Raw genomic sequence first — 16,580 nt, forward strand, 5'->3', positions numbered from 1 at the left:
TGACACTGCGAGCTAGTGAACCAAACCCTTGAATATTGTCGTCAAACTTGCGGCCATCATTTCGACTGCGATGGCTGCCAGTATCATACCCATCAGACGTCTGGCGATTGCCGTCACCTTGGCAGACAGAAAGCGCCCGAGATACGGCGCGGAAAACAACGCAACGGCCAGCAATGCGAGGAATACGACCAGCCCAATGGCGAGACTCCCAATCTCTCCGTTGGCGGCTGCGGCGTGCCCGAACACGACCAGCGTGGCGATCGTGCCGGGGCCGACAAGAAGAGGCGTCGTCAGCGGGAAGATCGCCACGTCCTGATCATAGCCGCTCTCCCCCACTTCGCGTTGCTGCGGCGTGTGCTGCGCGCTGGGCGAGCCGTGTACCATGTCCAGCGCGATGAGCAATACAAGCAAGCCTCCCGCGAGACGGAAATCGTCGATGCTGACCCCAAACACGTTGAGGATCGTCTCGCCCAGCGTGACGGAGATGGCACAGCCAATTGTCACGCCGATAAAGGTTGTGGCCGCAACGGCCCGCTTCTTCCCTTCCGCCATCCCTTCGGTTAGCGAAAGAAAAACCGGGATGTTCGCGACGGGATTCATGATCGCAAAGAGCGAGGAGAAGACCTTCATCGAAAACGTGAAGTCGATGGCCATGAGCAACCTCGTGATCGCAGTCCACCCTACGATTCCAACGCGTACCGTTCGACGAACGCAGCAGACGCTTCAATCCAGCCCGGGCCGCCCGCCTTCGCGACAGGCTTGTGTGCGCCGCTTCGAGCATATCATCACGCGGCCACCGACGGCTTCGATGAGAGTCGGCCCACAGGCTCGCCATCGAGCTTGAAAATGGCAACGCATGTACACAGTACCTGTGCCTGCTGCGCCATGGTCTGTGCCGCGGCAGCAGCCTCTTCGGCTAAGGCCGCGTTCTACTGCGTGACATGGCCATCTGGTTTATCGCCTGATTCGCCTGTTCGATCCCGGCACTCTGCTCGTGCGAAGCGGACGAAATCTCGCTCATAATTTCAGTGACGCGTCCCACCGAGTGAACGATTTCGCGAATGATCTTGCACCAATCTTTGGCTTGATATTTGCCACGTTCTTAATTGAAGCATGCACAGTCTATGCCAGTCCCGAAATAAAATCTCCCTCATCTCTTCCGATACTTGGCATCACGTGTAAGTCCGGTGTTCGCGGGCCTGCTGGACCAATCCGTCTTGCTTGCTCGCGCGTGCCGGTGCCATAATCAGTTTCCTGACGACCAGCGGGAGTCAATCGTGGCGCTTGAGCGAAAGAGCCGAAGGCACCGTTTTCTGCACGATCTGAAGTGGATGGCCATTCTCTGGTGCGTCGGATTCGGCGCGACCGTTCTACTCACGCTACCGTTTCATTTTCTCGTTATGGCCATGATGAAGAAGTAGGAATACGCAGAGGGTTATTTCACAGGAATCCACTGCGCGCCGCGCCGCATCAGATCGACAAATAACATTCAAGTTGCGTGGTGCATGCCGTTGACCAAACGTTGACGGCACATCACGGCCCGGTACAAATGTACGACCGCGCGAACTCGTCCGATATTATGACTTTGGTTGCTGGCTTACCTGAGCAGCACGCTTTCCCTATCGCGCGCACGACGCTGCGAGTTTGCCGACCGTGATGACCGCCTGCTCGATTTCCGGCGACCACGGCGTGCTGTAATTGAGCCGGATATAGTTGCGATAGTTGTCCGAGACGGAAAACATATGGCCCGGTCCGATCGTGATTCCCCGCGCCAGGGCGAGCTGGTAGAGCTTCATCGAATCCACCTTCGCCGGCAATTCGATCCATAACACGTATCCACCCGTCGGACTCGACGTGCGCGTGCCCGCCGGAAAAAAGCGCGCGACCATCGACTTCATCAGATTGGCCTGTTGCGCGTAGTTTTTGCGGATGCGCCTCAAGTGATGCTCGTAACCATCCCGTTCGAGATATTCGGCGATCGCGAGTTGGGGAATCACCGAAGTCGTCAGCGTATTGAGAAACTTCAGCTTTTCGACTTCGTCGCGATAACGGCCGGGTAAAGCCCAGCCGATGCGATACGCCGCTGTCAGACTCTTCGAAAATGACCCACAGTGAAGCACCATGTTCTTTTTGTCATACGACTTGAGCGTGGTGGGATGCGAATCGCCGAAATACAGTTCGTTGTACACACCATTTTCGATCACCGGTATCCCCGCCTTCGCAAGCAGGGCGACAAGTTCGCGCTTGCGCTCGTCAGGCATCTGAAACCCGAGCGGATTCTGGAAATTCGGCATTACCATGCAGGCGGCAATCGGCCCTGATTCAATGATCTTCTCCAGCGCCTCTATTTCGATGCCGTACTCGGGGTGCGTTGCCACCTCGATCGCCTTCATGCCCGAGCGCTCGATGGCGTGAAGCATGGCGTAGAACGTGGGCGATTCCACGGCGATCACGTCGCCCGGTTTGGCGACCGCCTGCAGACACAGATTGATGGCCTCCGTCGCCCCCACCGTCACGATGATCTCGTTGGGGTCCACGGCCATGCCGTTTTCGAGGTACCGCCGGGCAATTTGCCGGACCAGTTCCGGTGTGCCCGGCGGCAGCGCGTTGGTCACGCCCCATAGTGACTTCCTGCGTCCCGCGGCCGACGCGTAGCGGTTGAGCTTTTCATAGGGAAAAAGCTGCGGGTCCGGATACGGCGAACCGAGCGGCACAGCGTCGTCGGCGCCGATGGAGCGCAGCGTGGACAGCACGAGGCGGCTCACATCGACCGTCGCCGACACCGCAATCGGCCGGCTCGTGCGCAATTCGTCCGAATGCGTGCGTCCTTCGCCCACGCGCGTGCTCACAAAGTACCCGGACTGCGGGCGGCTCTCCAGCACGCCGCGGCTTTCCAGCAGCAGATAGGCGCGTATCACGGTGGTAATGCTGATGCGGTGCTGCTGGCTCGCCTGGCGAACCGACGGCACGCGGTCGCCGGGGCGGTAGACGCCCTTGCGAATCAGCGTCTCGATATCGTCCGCGAGTTTTTCATAGAGTTTCACTGTGGTCTCCCCGACAATCTCTCACAGCACAGTTCATACAGTGTACTGCGGAGGACGAAACTGTACTCCATGTTCCAGGTGGATTCGCTTCGTCATGCAAGCCCCTCTTAACTTCTACGCTTGCGCCTATCCAGATACCGCGCACACCCTCATGGGCACATCGGGCCGCGCAAGCAACGAAGCTGCGTTCCTCTATCAGTTGTTCGTACGCATGTACGGCACCAACAATTTCCCCGACTGCTCGAACATGCGCCAAGAGGCCACGAGCCGCGGCCTGCCGACAACAGTCGGCATCGGCAATCGTCGCCATATTCACGCCCGTGGCCGCCGCCTCGGACAGCACCCCCCTTACGCCTATGCTGTTCGGCATTGGTATCGTGTTTCCGGTCATGATCGGGTACAACCTCTATCTGTTCCGAGGCAAGGTGGTACCGGTCAAGCACTAACGCCTGCGCTCCCGATAGCTAATATCGGTTAGGCGGCAGTTCACGACAACGCGCTGCATCCCTAGAATGAGGTGGAGAATTTTAGCTCCACCTCATTTTTGTTCGGACGATCGTCATGTGAGGGTGTCTGTCCAGAGCAATGGAGATCGAGATATTCGAATATACACAACGATAAAATAAAAAGTCGAAGTTAATAAGTTAATTCTTGTTCCGAATTCGGGATTGCCTAGAATCAAGCGTGGCACGCCGGATATCATCCGCGGACTTGTGCGGTCCCGGTATGGCATTGTCCCGGCTTTTCGCAGCGTGCGTAGAAAACCCAATGGAGTTTCCCATGACGAAACTACGTGATGTGCCCGGCGTCCATCCCTACACCGGCCCCGCCGGCGGCTGGGGCGCGCTCAAAGCAACCGCGCAGGCGATTCACGATCAAATGGAAAGCATCGAGGCGCCCATTACGCTGATGCGGACCAATCAACCCGATGGTTTCGATTGCCCCGGCTGTGCGTGGCCGGACAAGGAACACCGGTCCACGTTCCAGTTCTGCGAGAACGGTGCAAAGGCGGTGACCTGGGAAGCCACCACGAAGCGGGTGACGCCGGAATTCTTCGCTGCGAACACAGTCAGCTCGCTGCTGCAGAAAACGGACTATGAGCTCGAAGACATGGGGCGGCTCACACATCCTCTTGTATACGACCGCGCCACCGACAAGTTTCAGCCCGTCGACTGGGAAGACGCATTCGCGCGCATCGGTGAGATCCTGCGCTCGCTTACGCCGGACCAGGTCGAGTTCTATACGTCCGGACGCGCATCCAACGAGGCGGCGTTTCTGTATCAACTATTCGCACGCGAGTACGGAACGAACAATTTCCCCGATTGCTCGAACATGTGCCACGAGCCGACCAGCGTTGGTCTGCCGCAATCGATCGGGATCGGCAAAGGCACTGTCTCGCTCGAAGATTTCGATTCGACCGAACTCATTCTTTCCATCGGTCACAACCCGGGCACGAACCATCCGCGCATGATGGGCACGCTGCACGAAGCTGCGCGGCGAAACGTGCCGATCATCGTCTTCAATCCGCTGCGCGAGCGCGCGCTCGAACGCTTTGCCGATCCGCAAAGCATGATTGAAATGGCGACGTTCGGCTCGACCCGCATCGCGTCGACCTACTTTCAGCTGGACGCCGGCGGCGACGCGGCCGCGCTCAAGGGCGTCATGAAAGCGCTGCTGCAGATGGAGTCGGAGCAAGGCGACATACTCGACAAGGCGTTCATCGCTCAGCACACCGAAGGCTTCGACGCCTTCGCGGCGGACCTCGAAGCCACTTCGTGGGAAGACATCGAGAAAGCCAGTGGCCTTACGCGGCCCGACCTCGAACATGTGGCGATCGCCTACGCCAAATCGAACGCGACGATCGTCACGTACGGCATGGGCGTCACGCAGCACAATAAAGGCACCGCCAACGTGCGCTTGATCGCCGATCTGCTGTTGCTGCGCGGCAATTTCGGCAAGCCCGGCGCCGGCATCTGTCCGCTGCGCGGCCACTCGAATGTGCAAGGCAACCGCACGGTCGGCATCACCGAAAAGCCGTCGAAAGCGTTTCTCGGGCTGATCGAGAAGGCCTGCGGATTCACGCCGCCCGAAGCGCACGGTCACGACGCGGTGCAAGCCATGCAAGCCATGATCGACGGCAAGGCCAAGGCGCTGCTCTGCCTGGGAGGCAATTTCGCCGTTGCGCTACCCGACTCCGAACAGTCGTTTCCCGCGATGGCTGCACTCGACCTGGGCGTGCACATCGGCACGAAGCTCAATCGAACCCATCTGCTCGTTTCGAAGGAAACCTATCTATTCCCGTGCCTCGGCCGCACGGAACTCGACATGCAGGGTACCGGGCGTCAATCCATCACGGTGGAAGATTCGATGTCCATGGTTCATGCATCGGCCGGCAAGCTCACGCCCGCTTCCGAACAGTTGCGCTCCGAACCCGCGATTGTTGCCGGCATGGCGCGCGCCACGCTGCCCGCCACCAAAGTGGCGTGGATGGACCTGATCGCCGACTATGACAAGATTCGCGATCTGATCGAGCAGACCGTACCCGGCTTCGAGGACTTCAACCGGCGCATTCGCGTACCGGGCGGATTCCGCCTGCCGCTTCCGCCAACCGAACGGCAGTGGCACACGCCATCGGGCAAGGCCGAGTTCTCCGTCTATGGCGGCGTGAAGGAAGACGCTGACGTGCTGGGTGCGGAAAACGTGCTGCGGCTCATCACGATCCGCAGTCATGACCAGTACAACACGACGATTTACGCAATGGACGACCGCTACCGCGGCGTGTTTGGACGGCGCGACGTGCTCTTCATGAACGCGGACGACATGGCCGCGTACGGCATCGAACACGGCGATCTTGTCGACATCGAAACGGTCACCTCGGGCCGCAAGCTGCGGCTCAAGAACATCACGGCCATTGTGTACAGCATCGCACGCGGTTCCGTGGCGGCCTATTACCCGGAAGCCAACGTGCTTGTCCCACTGGACTATATCGACAAGGAAAGCGGAACGCCTTCGTACAAGTCAGTGCCCGTGCATGTCGTGCGCGCGGCGGGAAACTAGTCTCATGGTATTCCGGTAGTCCGGCCGGGTGCCCGGCTTCCCGCGGCCGGCCTGTCCTTGGCAGGCAAATGCAGTCGTCACCAGGAGCTCAGAAGAATCATGGACATCTTCGACGCATTTCATCTCGCCAGGCTGCAGTTCGCATTCACCGTCTCGTTTCACATCGTATTTCCGGCGATCAGCATAGGCATGGCAAGCTTTCTCGCCGTGCTCGAATGGCGCCTCCTGCTCACGGGCGATGCGGCCTATAAGGACATGTACCGCTTCTGGTCGAAGATTTTCGCGGTGGGGTTCGGCATGGGCGTGGTCTCGGGCGTCGTGATGGCTTACGAGTTCGGGACGAACTGGAGTGGGTTCTCGACGATTGCGGGCAATATCACGGGTCCACTGCTCACCTATGAAGTCCTGACCGCATTCTTTCTCGAGGCGGGTTTTCTCGGCGTCATGCTGTTCGGCTGGAATCGCGTGAGTCCGAAAGCGCATTTCTTCGCCACGCTCATGGTCGCGATCGGCACGCTCATTTCGACATTCTGGATTCTCTCGTCAAACAGCTTCATGCAAACACCGCAAGGCTACGCGATTCAGAATGGCCGCATCGTGCCGGTGGACTGGTGGAAGGTGATCTTCAATCCTTCGTTCCCGTTCCGTCTGGCGCATATGACCATCGCAGCCTTTATCGTTGCCGGCTTTATCGTGGCCGCCTGCGGCGCGTGGCATTTGCTTCAGGGGCGGCGCGACGTGCCGGTGAAGCGCAGTTTCTCGATGGCGCTGTGGATATTGCTCTTTCTCGCGCCCATTCAGATTCTGGTCGGCGACGCGCACGGCCTCAATACCCGGGAGCATCAGCCGGCGAAGATCGCCGCAATTGAAGGGCTCTGGGAAACCGAGCACGGCGGCACCGCGCTCAATTTAATCGGCTTTCCCGACATGAACGCGGAAGTGACGCGTTACGCGATCCGCATCCCGCATCTCGGCAGCCTGATTCTCACCCACAGCTGGAACGGCGAAATTCGCGGACTCAAGGAGTTTCCGCCGGAGGATCGCCCGTTTTCGCCAATTATCTTCTGGACGTTCCGCATCATGGCCGGACTCGGCATGCTGATGTTGCTCACCGCCGTGGTCGCACTTTTGCTTCGTCGCGGCGGCCGCCTTTATGAAGCGCGCTGGTTCCAGTGGTTCGTATTGTGCATGGGCCCATCCGGCATTCTGGCACTACTGGCGGGCTGGATTACGACTGAAGTGGGCAGGCAGCCGTGGACCGTGTACGGCATCGTGCGTACCGTCGACTCCATGTCGCCCATTGGCGCGCAGCAGGCGGGTGTTTCGCTGCTGATCTTCGTGATTGTCTATTTTCTCGTGTTCGGAACGGGCGTCTATTACATGCTCAAGATGATGAAAAAAGGTCCGGCCACCGGAGTGGAAAGCATCGAATCGCTCAAGTATCCGGGACTGCACAATCGCGCACTCGACGCTGTGGTGGGGGAATGAGGCCATGCAAATCGATCTTCCTGTGATCTGGGCAATCATCATCGGACTCGGCGTTTTCATCTACGTGATGCTCGACGGCTTCGATCTGGGCATCGGGCTGCTGTTTCCGTTCTTCGAAGGGAAAGCCGAACGCGAGGTGATGCTCAATACCGTCGCGCCGGTATGGGATGGCAACGAAACGTTCCTCGTGCTCGGTGGCGCCGGCCTCTACGGCGCGTTCCCGATCGCCTATTCAACGCTGCTGCCCGCCAACTACATGCCGCTGATTCTTATGGTGGTCGGCCTGATTTTCCGTGGCGCGGCGTTCGAGTTGCGCGCAAAAGCCACGCGCACGCAACATGCATGGGATCTCGCGTTCATCGGCGGTTCGGCGCTCGCGGCAATGTGCCAGGGTATCACGCTCGGATCGCTGTTGCAGGGGATCAAGATCGTCGACGACAAGTTCGCGGGCGACCCGTTCGACTGGTTCTCGCCGTTTAGCGTTTTCTGCGGTTTCGGCGTGTTGCTCACGTATGCGACGCTCGGCTGCGGCTGGCTGATCCTGAAGACCGACGGCGAACTTCAGCGCAAGATGCGCGTGGTGATGCGCCCGCTGCTCGCGGTTCTGCTCCTCGCGATTGCCATCGTCAGCCTCTGGACGGTGCTAGGCCTGCCCGCCGTGAGACAGCGATGGTTTTTCAGCGGCAATCTCGGCTGGTTCCTGCCGGTGCCGATCCTGGTTGTGCTGTGCGTCGTGGGCATCTACCGCGCGCTTAACCAGAGCCACGAGTCGACCCCCTTCCTGCTCTCACTGGCAATCTGCTTCCTCGGTTATACCGGCATTATTATCAGCATCTGGCCGTACATCATTCCGCCCTCGCTCACAATCTGGGACGCGTCGTCGAGCCACTCGAGCCAGCTGTTCGCCCTCGTCGGCACAATCATCGTGCTGCCGATCATTCTCGTCTACAACGCGATGCAATATCGCGTTTTCCGCGGCAAGGTGCGTGAAGGAGACCACGGCTATCACTGAAGCACATGATTCCTCGCGGCGCGCGCAAGCTCCGAATAACTACGGCGCGCGCCAGCGAGGAAACCTGAATGGATCACGCATGCCTTAAGGCCAGGCGAACGTATTTCCTTATTCCAGATAATAAAAGTCCATCATGATCGTCCGGCCCCGAGAAAACTGGTTCCGGTTGCTGTTCGTCTGGAACGGCTCGGTTCTGTCATCCATCATCCCACAACTGTGCTTCATGGCGGTGGTGAGTACACTGGCGGTCTTCACGCACGGGCGCGTATTTGGAGAAAAGATCCCGCTCAACACCGCGCCCTTCACCCTGTTCGGCGTCGCACTGGCTATCTTCCTCGCGTTTCGAAACAATGCGAGTTATGAGCGCTTCAACGAAGCGCGGCATCTCTGGGGTGTTTTTCTGATCGCATCACGCACGCTCACTTCGCAGATGCTTTGTTACATTCCGGAGCGCGCAGACACCTTGCGCATCGCCCAGCTGATTGTCGGATTCATTTACGCCCTCAAGCACGAACTGCGCGGCACCGATCCCACGGTGGATTTTCAGCGGCTCCTCGGCCGCGAGCAGGCCGAGATCGTAGGCGGCCAGATCTATCAACCGATGTACATTCTCAACGAAATACGGCGCGAGCTCTCGCTCCCGAAGCATCGCCTTCACACGCCCGACACGAAGCTGTGGATGCTCGACGCACAGATCGACGAACTGGGCAAGGCATTGGGCGGCTGCGAGCGTATCGCCGCAACGCCGATTCCGTTTGCTTATAACGTGTTGTTGCATCGAACCGTCTATGCCTACTGTGTTTTACTGCCGTTCGGGCTCGTGGATTCCACGGAATTTTTTACGCCGCTGCTGTGCGTTTTCATTGCCTATACGCTGATAGCGCTCGAAGCGATTGCCAGTGAAGTCGCCGATCCGTTCAGCGTCGCGCCCAATGCGCTCGCACTCGACGCGATGTCGCGCAATATTGAACGCTCCGTTCTGGAGCTATGTGGATGTCCCGTTCCCGACCCGGTTGCTCCCGTTCGCCCCTATCAGCTTACCTGAGTGGACACGCAAGCTCATTTGAGCCGATCTCCCTGCAACTGTACGGGTTCGATCATGCGTGGTGGAGAAGAGCCCTGACGGAAAGCTGTCCGTTCTTGAGCGGCAAACGCGGTCCTTCTGGGGCACGACGATCGGCGCGGTGACGGGGGCGCTCATCGGCCTGCTCGGTGGGCCGGTCGGCTCGATTATTGGCTTTGCTATGGGGGCGAGCGCCGGGTTGACGGGCCATGCGCTACGTGCGCTGCTTGACGATGAACCGCCATATCGCGCTGCAGAAGAAGTCTTTCACGCTTGCATCGAGATCGGGTTCGCTGAAAATCAGGACTCCAAATTCATTTTCCACGTGGTACGCGATCGACGTAAGCGCCGGCGTGAGCGGCAGAAAGCGCAACGCGAGCGCGTCCGCAGCCGTGGCACTGTGCAGCCAGCTTGCGCCAGCGCTCCCGGCACTGGGCGATCCAGTTTCCATAACAGTTCAGGGCTGGCCAGGGCTCCAACTGTTATCTACGCTCTTCACCCGGCGCTCGTGCATCCAAACTGTACTCTACTCAGTGAGTGCGATTTGTGCGTTCCACGCATGAGTCCCCCCTCTTACTCTTGTTCCATCGCCACGTCGCCTCTTCTGGATGCGACGCAAGAATTGGAGTTAAAGAAATGAGAGGAATCGTATGTCAACGCCACTTACGGAAGGACGCACCGCGAATATCCCCGGCCACGGCAGGGAACGTAATGTGAATCTGCTGGAGGCTATGCGGATTTACGTCAGAGTCGTGGAAAGAGGCAGCATCTCGGGCGCAGCGAGAGATCTGGACATCGGCCAGCCGGCCGTCAGCGAGCGCATCGAGCGGCTCGAAAAGTACCTTGGATGCCGCCTGCTGCTGCGCAACGCGCGCGCCTTCAAGTGCACACCTGAGGGAACCATCTTCCATGAACGCAGCAAGGCTGTTCTAGGCGCTGTGGAGCAAGCCGTGGCCGAAGTCTCGAACGACGAACAGGCAATGAAGGGCGCGATCCGTATCGCAGCGCCGCATTGCTTCGGCGAAACCCTTCTGCCGGAGGGCGTCAAGCGTATCCGTGAAAGCTATCCGCGCATCGACATCGAGCTCGTGCTCAACGACAAGGTCACCGATCTTGTCACCGAGGGCGTCGATATCTCGTTTCGTCTCGGACAGCTAGGCGACGGTGCGTATATCGCGTGGCCGCTTGGGGACATCGAACGCGTGCTCGTTGCTTCGCCGGATTATCTGAGCCGCAGCGACGCGATCGACGACCTGGCGGATGTCTCGCAACACAATCTGATCCGCGTGAAGGGTGCTTTCGATGCGGACCTGCTACCCATCTGCCGGGACGGCTCGCTCATCGATTCCGTGCCGGTTCAGACGATCATCAAGACGACGCATTGGCGTCCGATGTATGAACTGGTCTTGGCTGGACTCGGGCTCGGTGTGCTCGAAGCGCCGGCCGTGAAGGACGCCCTCGCGACCGGCGAACTGGTGCGGGTGCTTCCCCAATATGAAGTGCCCGCGCTTGCCCTGAACCTGCTTATCCAGCCGCAGCGTCCAATTGCCCTGCGGGTCCGTAAAGTCGTCGACACGCTCAGAAGCTACATCTCGGAGGCGTTGAACCAATAGTTAATATCGGAATAATGTTCAATGACGCGAGCATCCCGATTGACTATCTTGAAGAGTCCCGGATGATGATCACAGGAGAGGGCATGACTCAGAAACTGATCGTGGCAACGTTTGGCAATCTGGATGTCGCTCAAAGAGCTTCGCGCGATCTGCACAATTTCGAAGAGGACGATGACTTCAAGATTGAAAGCGGCGTGATGGTCGAAAAGACTGCGGACGGCAAGCTGCACGTGCTGACGCAATACAGCGAGCCGCACTGGGGCGTCGTGATCGGCGCAGTAAGCGGTGCGCTGATCGGTCTGTTGGGTGGGCCGCCCGGCGCAATCGCGGGCGCTGTCGCAGGCGCGGGTGCCGGGTTCGCGGGTCGGGCGCTGGAGCACGTTCTGGACAAGAAGCTAACGGGCGCGATTGAACTCGAACTCCGTCCGGGGACCTTCGCGCTCATTCTCGAAACCAGGAATCCGCCTGACAATGAAGTGGAGGACGTCGTGCGCGGTTATGGCGGCAAAATCTTCACACAATCTCTATCGTGGTAAGGCGTTGCGTTGCAGCCTGATTCGCACGCGGCACAGCTTCACCATCCCGGGAAAGGGTCGACCGATATGAGTCGCCAACGCCGGACCAGCTTCGGGTCATCGTAGACGAGTGCAAGGTTGCAATCGATCACTACGCCAACAATGTCGACGACAGTTGATGCGGCGCGGTACGGCCACGGTGCATGGCGTGGTTCGACTGCGCTAGCGGGTCCCCTCAATGCGCATCGAGATCGCGGACGATCTGCTGCGCTTCCTGCGAGGTTTCGAGTCTGAAGAACCAGCGCTCCGCGTGCTCGCGAACGGCGACCCACGAGCGATCCTGGCGGTCGTTCTTTATGCGGTCGATGAATTTGCAGCCTCGCTCGAGGCCATCCCGATTGGCCTCCGTCTCCGTCAACCATTCCGGCTGGACGGTGTCAGGGCTGCAAACAAACAAACGGCCGTCGCGACGAATCTCCACGTGCGCGATCCAGCCACCGCGCTCGTTGTTGCGGGATCGTGTCGTTATCACAAACCCGTTGTACGTCACATTCCCGGTTGGCACCATCCGGGGTCTCCGTGATTACGCAGGCTGCTGGTCGTCAATCCGCCGGCGCGGCCGGCCGTCCGGTCGTCGAGGTTCTCATCTCCTGCACTGCGCGATGAATTGCTTCCGTTAGCGTATTGTTAACTTCAATGAGGCTGCGCATTTCGTCCTGCAGTTTCAGGAGTGCCTCGGCGTCCTTGTAGGTTTGCAATGCCTGCTTGTCGGATGCCGCTGCTGCCACCTTCTGGCCGACCATGATTACCGAAAGCAGTACGAGCTGCAAAAAGGTCTGGGCGATCCACGCAACGAGCGCTGAAATGCCGCTTTGGATTGCCGAGGGTAAGCTCACAAGTGCAATCGCCGCAAAGACATAAGCGCACCACATTGTCCCCACCACATTGGTAATGGCGACCGCAATCTTGCCGTTCAGCCCCACATGTTCGTGCGTGGTCAGGTGCGGCCCGGCTTTTTTGGGCGCATCCACACGCGCGCTCGCCTCGTTATCGAATTTCATCACTGAACCCCGTTGGAAAGCGCTACCGGACCGGCGGCAGCTGACGAAACCAAAAATCAAGACCCCGTGATCAGGTCGGGGCCGAACGGGCGCCTCATGCATTTCGTGTGAGCAATGCAATGCATTTATCGCCGCATTGGACAAATCGTACATCGAAATTCACCACGCAAAATTGTCGGGTTCCTCTCCTGAACCCGATAGCTGATATCGTGAATTGGCTCGGTCATGAATTCGCCGATATAAAGTATCGGACGGCGAGATGTTCACTTCCGCTGAATCCGACAATAGAATTCAATCGTCAAATTGTCCCTTTTTGGTTTCGCCGCGATTTCCCCCAACCCCGGGCGCGGTCTTCCGGATAGTCCACGGTGTATTGAAAGGCGGCTTCTCGCCGGACTGAAACAGTGTGATTCAACGTATTGACTGCGTGGATATCACACATCGTTATTCAGGAGTCTCCCGATGAAGAGGCCAGGTACCGAGCCGCAAGCCGTGATGCGTTCCGTCGGCGCCTTCGCGAACTTTATTGCGGCGACGATCGACCTGCGCTTCGAGTTGGCCGCACACTTGCCCGACAACCGCGGCGACGCCACCACGGTCGTGAACAGCGACCCCGGCTCTCGCACCTGGAACGCGCGCGCCATGATACACGCGGGGGCGACTACGAGCTCCATTTCGGCGAGGAGCTTTCCATCGGCTATCTTGGCCACACCGACACTACGGTCAGGCTGTATCTGCGTGAAACGTTCACTTTCTTGATGCCAACAAGCGAAGCGTCGGTGCCGGTTGCCCTTTCACAGGCAACGGACGGCGCCCGCTGACTTCTTCAGGTTAACCCCCAACGGTTAAAGGTGCTTCGATCATGGCTACACTCTGCGATATCTGCCACGCTCGCCCCGCTGTTGCGCGAGTCGTTGTGACCGAGAACGGCGAGCGAAAGTCGCTGTCGATCTGCGACTATCACTATCGACAGCTGATGCGCCACCAAAGCATGCTGAATCCGTTCGACTCTCTGCTCGGCGGGGGCGGCGATCTGTCCGGTCTGCTGAGCGGGTTCGGTGACGAGTCCGGACTGAGCGCGAGTGTGCCTCGAGAGTCCGTCGACGCAACCGATGCATTCAGTGAACAGACCATGGAGCTGCTCCAGCGCGCGGCGGAAAAGGCCCACGAGTTACACCGCACCGAGCTGGATACGGAGCATCTGCTTTACGTGCTCGCCGACACCGACGTGTGCGCGGCGCTACTGAAAGAGTTGAAGCTCTCTCCCCAGGACATCAAGAGCTATATCGACGAGCACGCAAAGCACGGGACCGCCAGCGACGACGAATCGCTCGAGAGAATGACCGTATCGCCGCGTCTGAAAAAGGCATTTCAGTTCGCATTCCAGGCCTCCCGCGATCTCGGACACTCCTATGTTGGCCCGGAGCATCTGCTGATCGGCCTTGCAGCCGTCCCGGAAAGCCTTGCGGGCACGCTGCTGAAGAAGTATGGCGTAACGGCTGAGGCGCTGCGCCAGAAGGTCGTAAAGGTCGTCGGCAAGGGCGCGGAAGACGGGCGTGTCGAAACACCCACCGGCACGCCGAACCTCGACAAGTTCGGCCGCGACCTTACCGCGCTCGCTCGCCAGGGCAAGCTCGACCCGGTACTCGGTCGCGCTCAGGAAATTGAAAGCACGATTGAAGTGCTAGCGCGCCGCAAAAAGAATAATCCTGTACTCATTGGCGAACCGGGCGTCGGCAAGACCGCGATTGTTGAAGGACTCGCACAACGCGTCGTGAATGGCGATGTGCCTGAAGTGCTGCGGGGCAAACGCCTCGTCGAGGTCAATATCAATTCGATGGTCGCCGGTGCGAAGTACCGCGGCGAATTCGAGGAGCGCGCCAAACAGTTGATCGACGAGGTGACGGCCAAGCAGGACGAACTGATTTTGTTCATCGATGAGCTGCATACCATCGTCGGTGCCGGACAGGGCGGCGGTGAAGGTGGCCTCGACATCGCGAACGTCTTGAAACCCGCGCTTGCGCGCGGCGAACTGAGCCTCATCGGTGCGACTACGCTCAACGAGTACCAGAAGTACATCGAGAAGGACGCGGCGCTGGAACGTCGATTCCAGCCGGTGCTCGTTCCAGAACCCAGCGTCGAGCAGACCATCGTGATCTTGCGCGGCCTGCGGGACAAGCTTGAAGCGCACCACCAGGTAACGTTCTCTGATGACGCATTCGTCGCTGCCGCGGAGTTTGCAGACCGCTATATCACCTCGCGCTTTCTCCCGGACAAGGCCATCGACCTGATCGATCAGGCCGCCGCGCGCGTGCGCATCGGCGCCACGTCCCGGCCGGCCGACATCCAGGAACTCGAAGCGGAAGTTGCCCAGCTCAAGCGCGAGCAGGACTACGCGTCGTCGCGCAAGCGCTTCGATGAGGCCAAGGCATTCGAGGAACGCATCAACGACAAGCAGAAACAGCTCGATGAGCAGATGGAATCATGGCAGCGTAAAACCGGCACAGAAACACTGGAAGTTACGGTAGCGTCCGTCGCAGAGGTCGTCTCGCGCCTTACCGGTATTCCTGTTGCCGAGCTCACGCAGGAGGAACGTCAAAAACTTCTGAAGATGGAAGACAAGTTGCGAGAGCGCGTGGTCGGTCAGGACGACGCGGTCGTGGCGGTGAGCGATGCCGTTCGCCTGTCACGCGCGGGCCTGGGTCAGGAGCACCGCCCCATTGCAACGTTCCTTTTTCTCGGGCCGACGGGGGTTGGCAAAACCGAGCTCGCAAAGGCGCTTGCGGAGAGCGTTTTTGGGGACGAGCAGGCAATTATCCGTATCGACATGAGCGAATATATGGAGCGCCATGCCGTCGCCCGGCTTATCGGCGCTCCGCCTGGATACGTGGGTTACGACGAAGGCGGACAGCTCACCGAGCGCGTGCGGCGGCGCCCGTATAGCGTAATCCTCCTCGACGAGATCGAGAAAGCGCACCCCGATGTCTACAACGTCCTTCTGCAGGTGTTCGACGACGGTCGTCTCACCGACGGCAAGGGCCGCGTGGTCGATTTCAGCAACACGATCATCATCGCGACGAGTAATTTGGGCGCCTCGATCATCATGGATAACCTCGAGCAGCCAGAGGCGCAGCGCAAGGGCGAAAAGGAGGTGCGCGAGGAGCTGATGAAGGTGCTCAAGGGCCACTTCCGTCCAGAGTTCCTCAACCGGATCGACGATATCATCGTGTTCCATTCCCTTTCAAAGGAGAATATTCGCGCGATCGTACAGATTCAGCTCGATCGCGTAGTTCGCACTGCAGCCGCACAGGACATCACGCTCAAGGTGAGCGAGTCGCTGGTGGACCATCTGGTCAATGTCGGCTATCAACCGGAATTCGGTGCGCGCGAACTGAAACGGCAAATCCGCCAGGAAGTGGAAACACGCCTTGCAAGGGAAATACTCGGCGACACGCTCAAATCCGGCGATAGCGTGGCAATTGACTACGACAAAGAAAGCGAAGAAGTGAAATTTAACAAGCTCGAGCCGGCGGCCACGTCTGAGCCGCAGATAGGCAATGGCGCTGAGTCTAAAGAAGACGCAGACAAGGCCGCACCTTCGACCGGAGCCGCCTCCGGCAAGGGGCGCAAAAAGCGTAGCGACAAAGAGTCGGGGCGGAACGCCAGCTAAATAGTCAGGAATGAAGTGGCGCCCGGTGGTTAAACCGTTAATTCTTTAACCTCCGGC

General features: G+C 59.1%; 12 protein-coding genes and 3 pseudogenes. 9 read left to right on the forward strand and 6 right to left on the reverse strand.

Annotation, left to right across the window (positions count from 1 at the left end; all coding sequences use genetic code 11):
• Nucleotides 1-12: 12 nt before the first annotated feature.
• The 3 genes and pseudogenes from AB3X98_RS25030 to AB3X98_RS25040 form a co-directional block, all read right to left on the reverse strand.
• Nucleotides 13-654, reverse strand: coding sequence for a MarC family protein (locus AB3X98_RS25030; protein ID WP_069266293.1), 642 nt, complete (start codon nucleotides 652-654; stop codon nucleotides 13-15).
• Nucleotides 655-785: 131 nt separating this feature from the next.
• Nucleotides 786-1,069: pseudogene (locus AB3X98_RS25035) on the reverse strand (methyl-accepting chemotaxis protein); the annotation flags it as partial.
• A gap of 550 nt (nucleotides 1,070-1,619) precedes the next feature.
• Complete coding sequence (locus AB3X98_RS25040; RefSeq protein ID WP_368603002.1) at nucleotides 1,620-3,044, reverse strand: PLP-dependent aminotransferase family protein; 1,425 nt, start codon at nucleotides 3,042-3,044, stop codon at nucleotides 1,620-1,622.
• Between the two features lie 320 nt (nucleotides 3,045-3,364).
• Between AB3X98_RS25040 and AB3X98_RS25045 the strand changes: the two are divergent.
• The 5 genes and pseudogenes from AB3X98_RS25045 to AB3X98_RS25065 form a co-directional block, all read left to right on the forward strand.
• Nucleotides 3,365-3,490: pseudogene (locus tag AB3X98_RS25045) on the forward strand (cytochrome BD ubiquinol oxidase subunit II); the annotation flags it as partial.
• A 334-nt stretch (nucleotides 3,491-3,824) separates the two neighbouring features.
• On the forward strand, nucleotides 3,825-6,101 hold the full coding sequence (locus AB3X98_RS25050) for an FdhF/YdeP family oxidoreductase (RefSeq protein WP_368603001.1): 2,277 nt from the start codon (nucleotides 3,825-3,827) through the stop codon (nucleotides 6,099-6,101).
• A gap of 99 nt (nucleotides 6,102-6,200) precedes the next feature.
• On the forward strand, nucleotides 6,201-7,589 hold the full coding sequence (locus tag AB3X98_RS25055; RefSeq protein ID WP_368603000.1) for a cytochrome ubiquinol oxidase subunit I: 1,389 nt from the start codon (nucleotides 6,201-6,203) through the stop codon (nucleotides 7,587-7,589).
• A 4-nt stretch (nucleotides 7,590-7,593) separates the two neighbouring features.
• Nucleotides 7,594-8,601, forward strand: a complete 1,008-nt coding sequence (gene cydB / locus AB3X98_RS25060; RefSeq protein WP_342946406.1) for a cytochrome d ubiquinol oxidase subunit II — start codon at nucleotides 7,594-7,596, stop codon at nucleotides 8,599-8,601.
• A 133-nt stretch (nucleotides 8,602-8,734) separates the two neighbouring features.
• A complete protein-coding gene (locus AB3X98_RS25065; RefSeq protein ID WP_368602999.1) occupies nucleotides 8,735-9,646 on the forward strand; it encodes a bestrophin family protein in 912 nt (303 codons plus the stop codon).
• A 232-nt stretch (nucleotides 9,647-9,878) separates the two neighbouring features.
• Here AB3X98_RS25065 and AB3X98_RS25070 read toward each other — a convergent pair whose 3' ends face one another.
• Nucleotides 9,879-10,115 (reverse strand): hypothetical protein, encoded by a 237-nt coding sequence (locus tag AB3X98_RS25070; RefSeq protein WP_368602998.1) that lies wholly within the window; start codon nucleotides 10,113-10,115, stop codon nucleotides 9,879-9,881.
• A gap of 262 nt (nucleotides 10,116-10,377) precedes the next feature.
• Here AB3X98_RS25070 and AB3X98_RS25075 point away from each other — a divergent pair, with 262 nt between their 5' ends.
• Nucleotides 10,378-11,277: a LysR family transcriptional regulator gene (locus tag AB3X98_RS25075; RefSeq protein ID WP_368602997.1), complete on the forward strand. Its 900-nt coding sequence runs from the start codon at nucleotides 10,378-10,380 to the stop codon at nucleotides 11,275-11,277.
• Nucleotides 11,278-11,291: 14 nt separating this feature from the next.
• The gene (locus AB3X98_RS25080; protein WP_368602996.1) at nucleotides 11,292-11,813 is read left to right on the forward strand and encodes a DUF1269 domain-containing protein; all 522 of its coding nucleotides are present in this window, start codon (nucleotides 11,292-11,294) and stop codon (nucleotides 11,811-11,813) included.
• Nucleotides 11,814-12,027: 214 nt separating this feature from the next.
• On the opposite strand, the gene AB3X98_RS25085 is transcribed toward AB3X98_RS25080, so the two are convergent.
• Entirely contained in the window at nucleotides 12,028-12,360 is a 333-nt protein-coding gene (locus tag AB3X98_RS25085) for a DUF6566 family protein (protein ID WP_069266285.1), read from the reverse strand.
• 34 nt (nucleotides 12,361-12,394) lie between these two features.
• Nucleotides 12,395-12,853, reverse strand: a complete 459-nt coding sequence (locus AB3X98_RS25090; RefSeq protein ID WP_218108667.1) for a hypothetical protein — start codon at nucleotides 12,851-12,853, stop codon at nucleotides 12,395-12,397.
• 647 nt (nucleotides 12,854-13,500) lie between these two features.
• On the opposite strand from AB3X98_RS25090, the pseudogene AB3X98_RS25095 reads away from it, so the two are divergent.
• Together AB3X98_RS25095 and AB3X98_RS25100 are read left to right on the forward strand one after the other, a co-directional pair.
• Nucleotides 13,501-13,674: pseudogene (locus AB3X98_RS25095) on the forward strand (encapsulin); the annotation flags it as partial.
• Between the two features lie 41 nt (nucleotides 13,675-13,715).
• Complete coding sequence (locus AB3X98_RS25100; RefSeq protein WP_368602995.1) at nucleotides 13,716-16,523, forward strand: ATP-dependent Clp protease ATP-binding subunit; 2,808 nt, start codon at nucleotides 13,716-13,718, stop codon at nucleotides 16,521-16,523.
• Nucleotides 16,524-16,580 lie beyond the last annotated feature (57 nt).

This window comes from Paraburkholderia sp. BR14312 (assembly GCF_040948675.1).
Lineage (GTDB): Bacteria > Pseudomonadota > Gammaproteobacteria > Burkholderiales > Burkholderiaceae > Paraburkholderia > Paraburkholderia nodosa_A.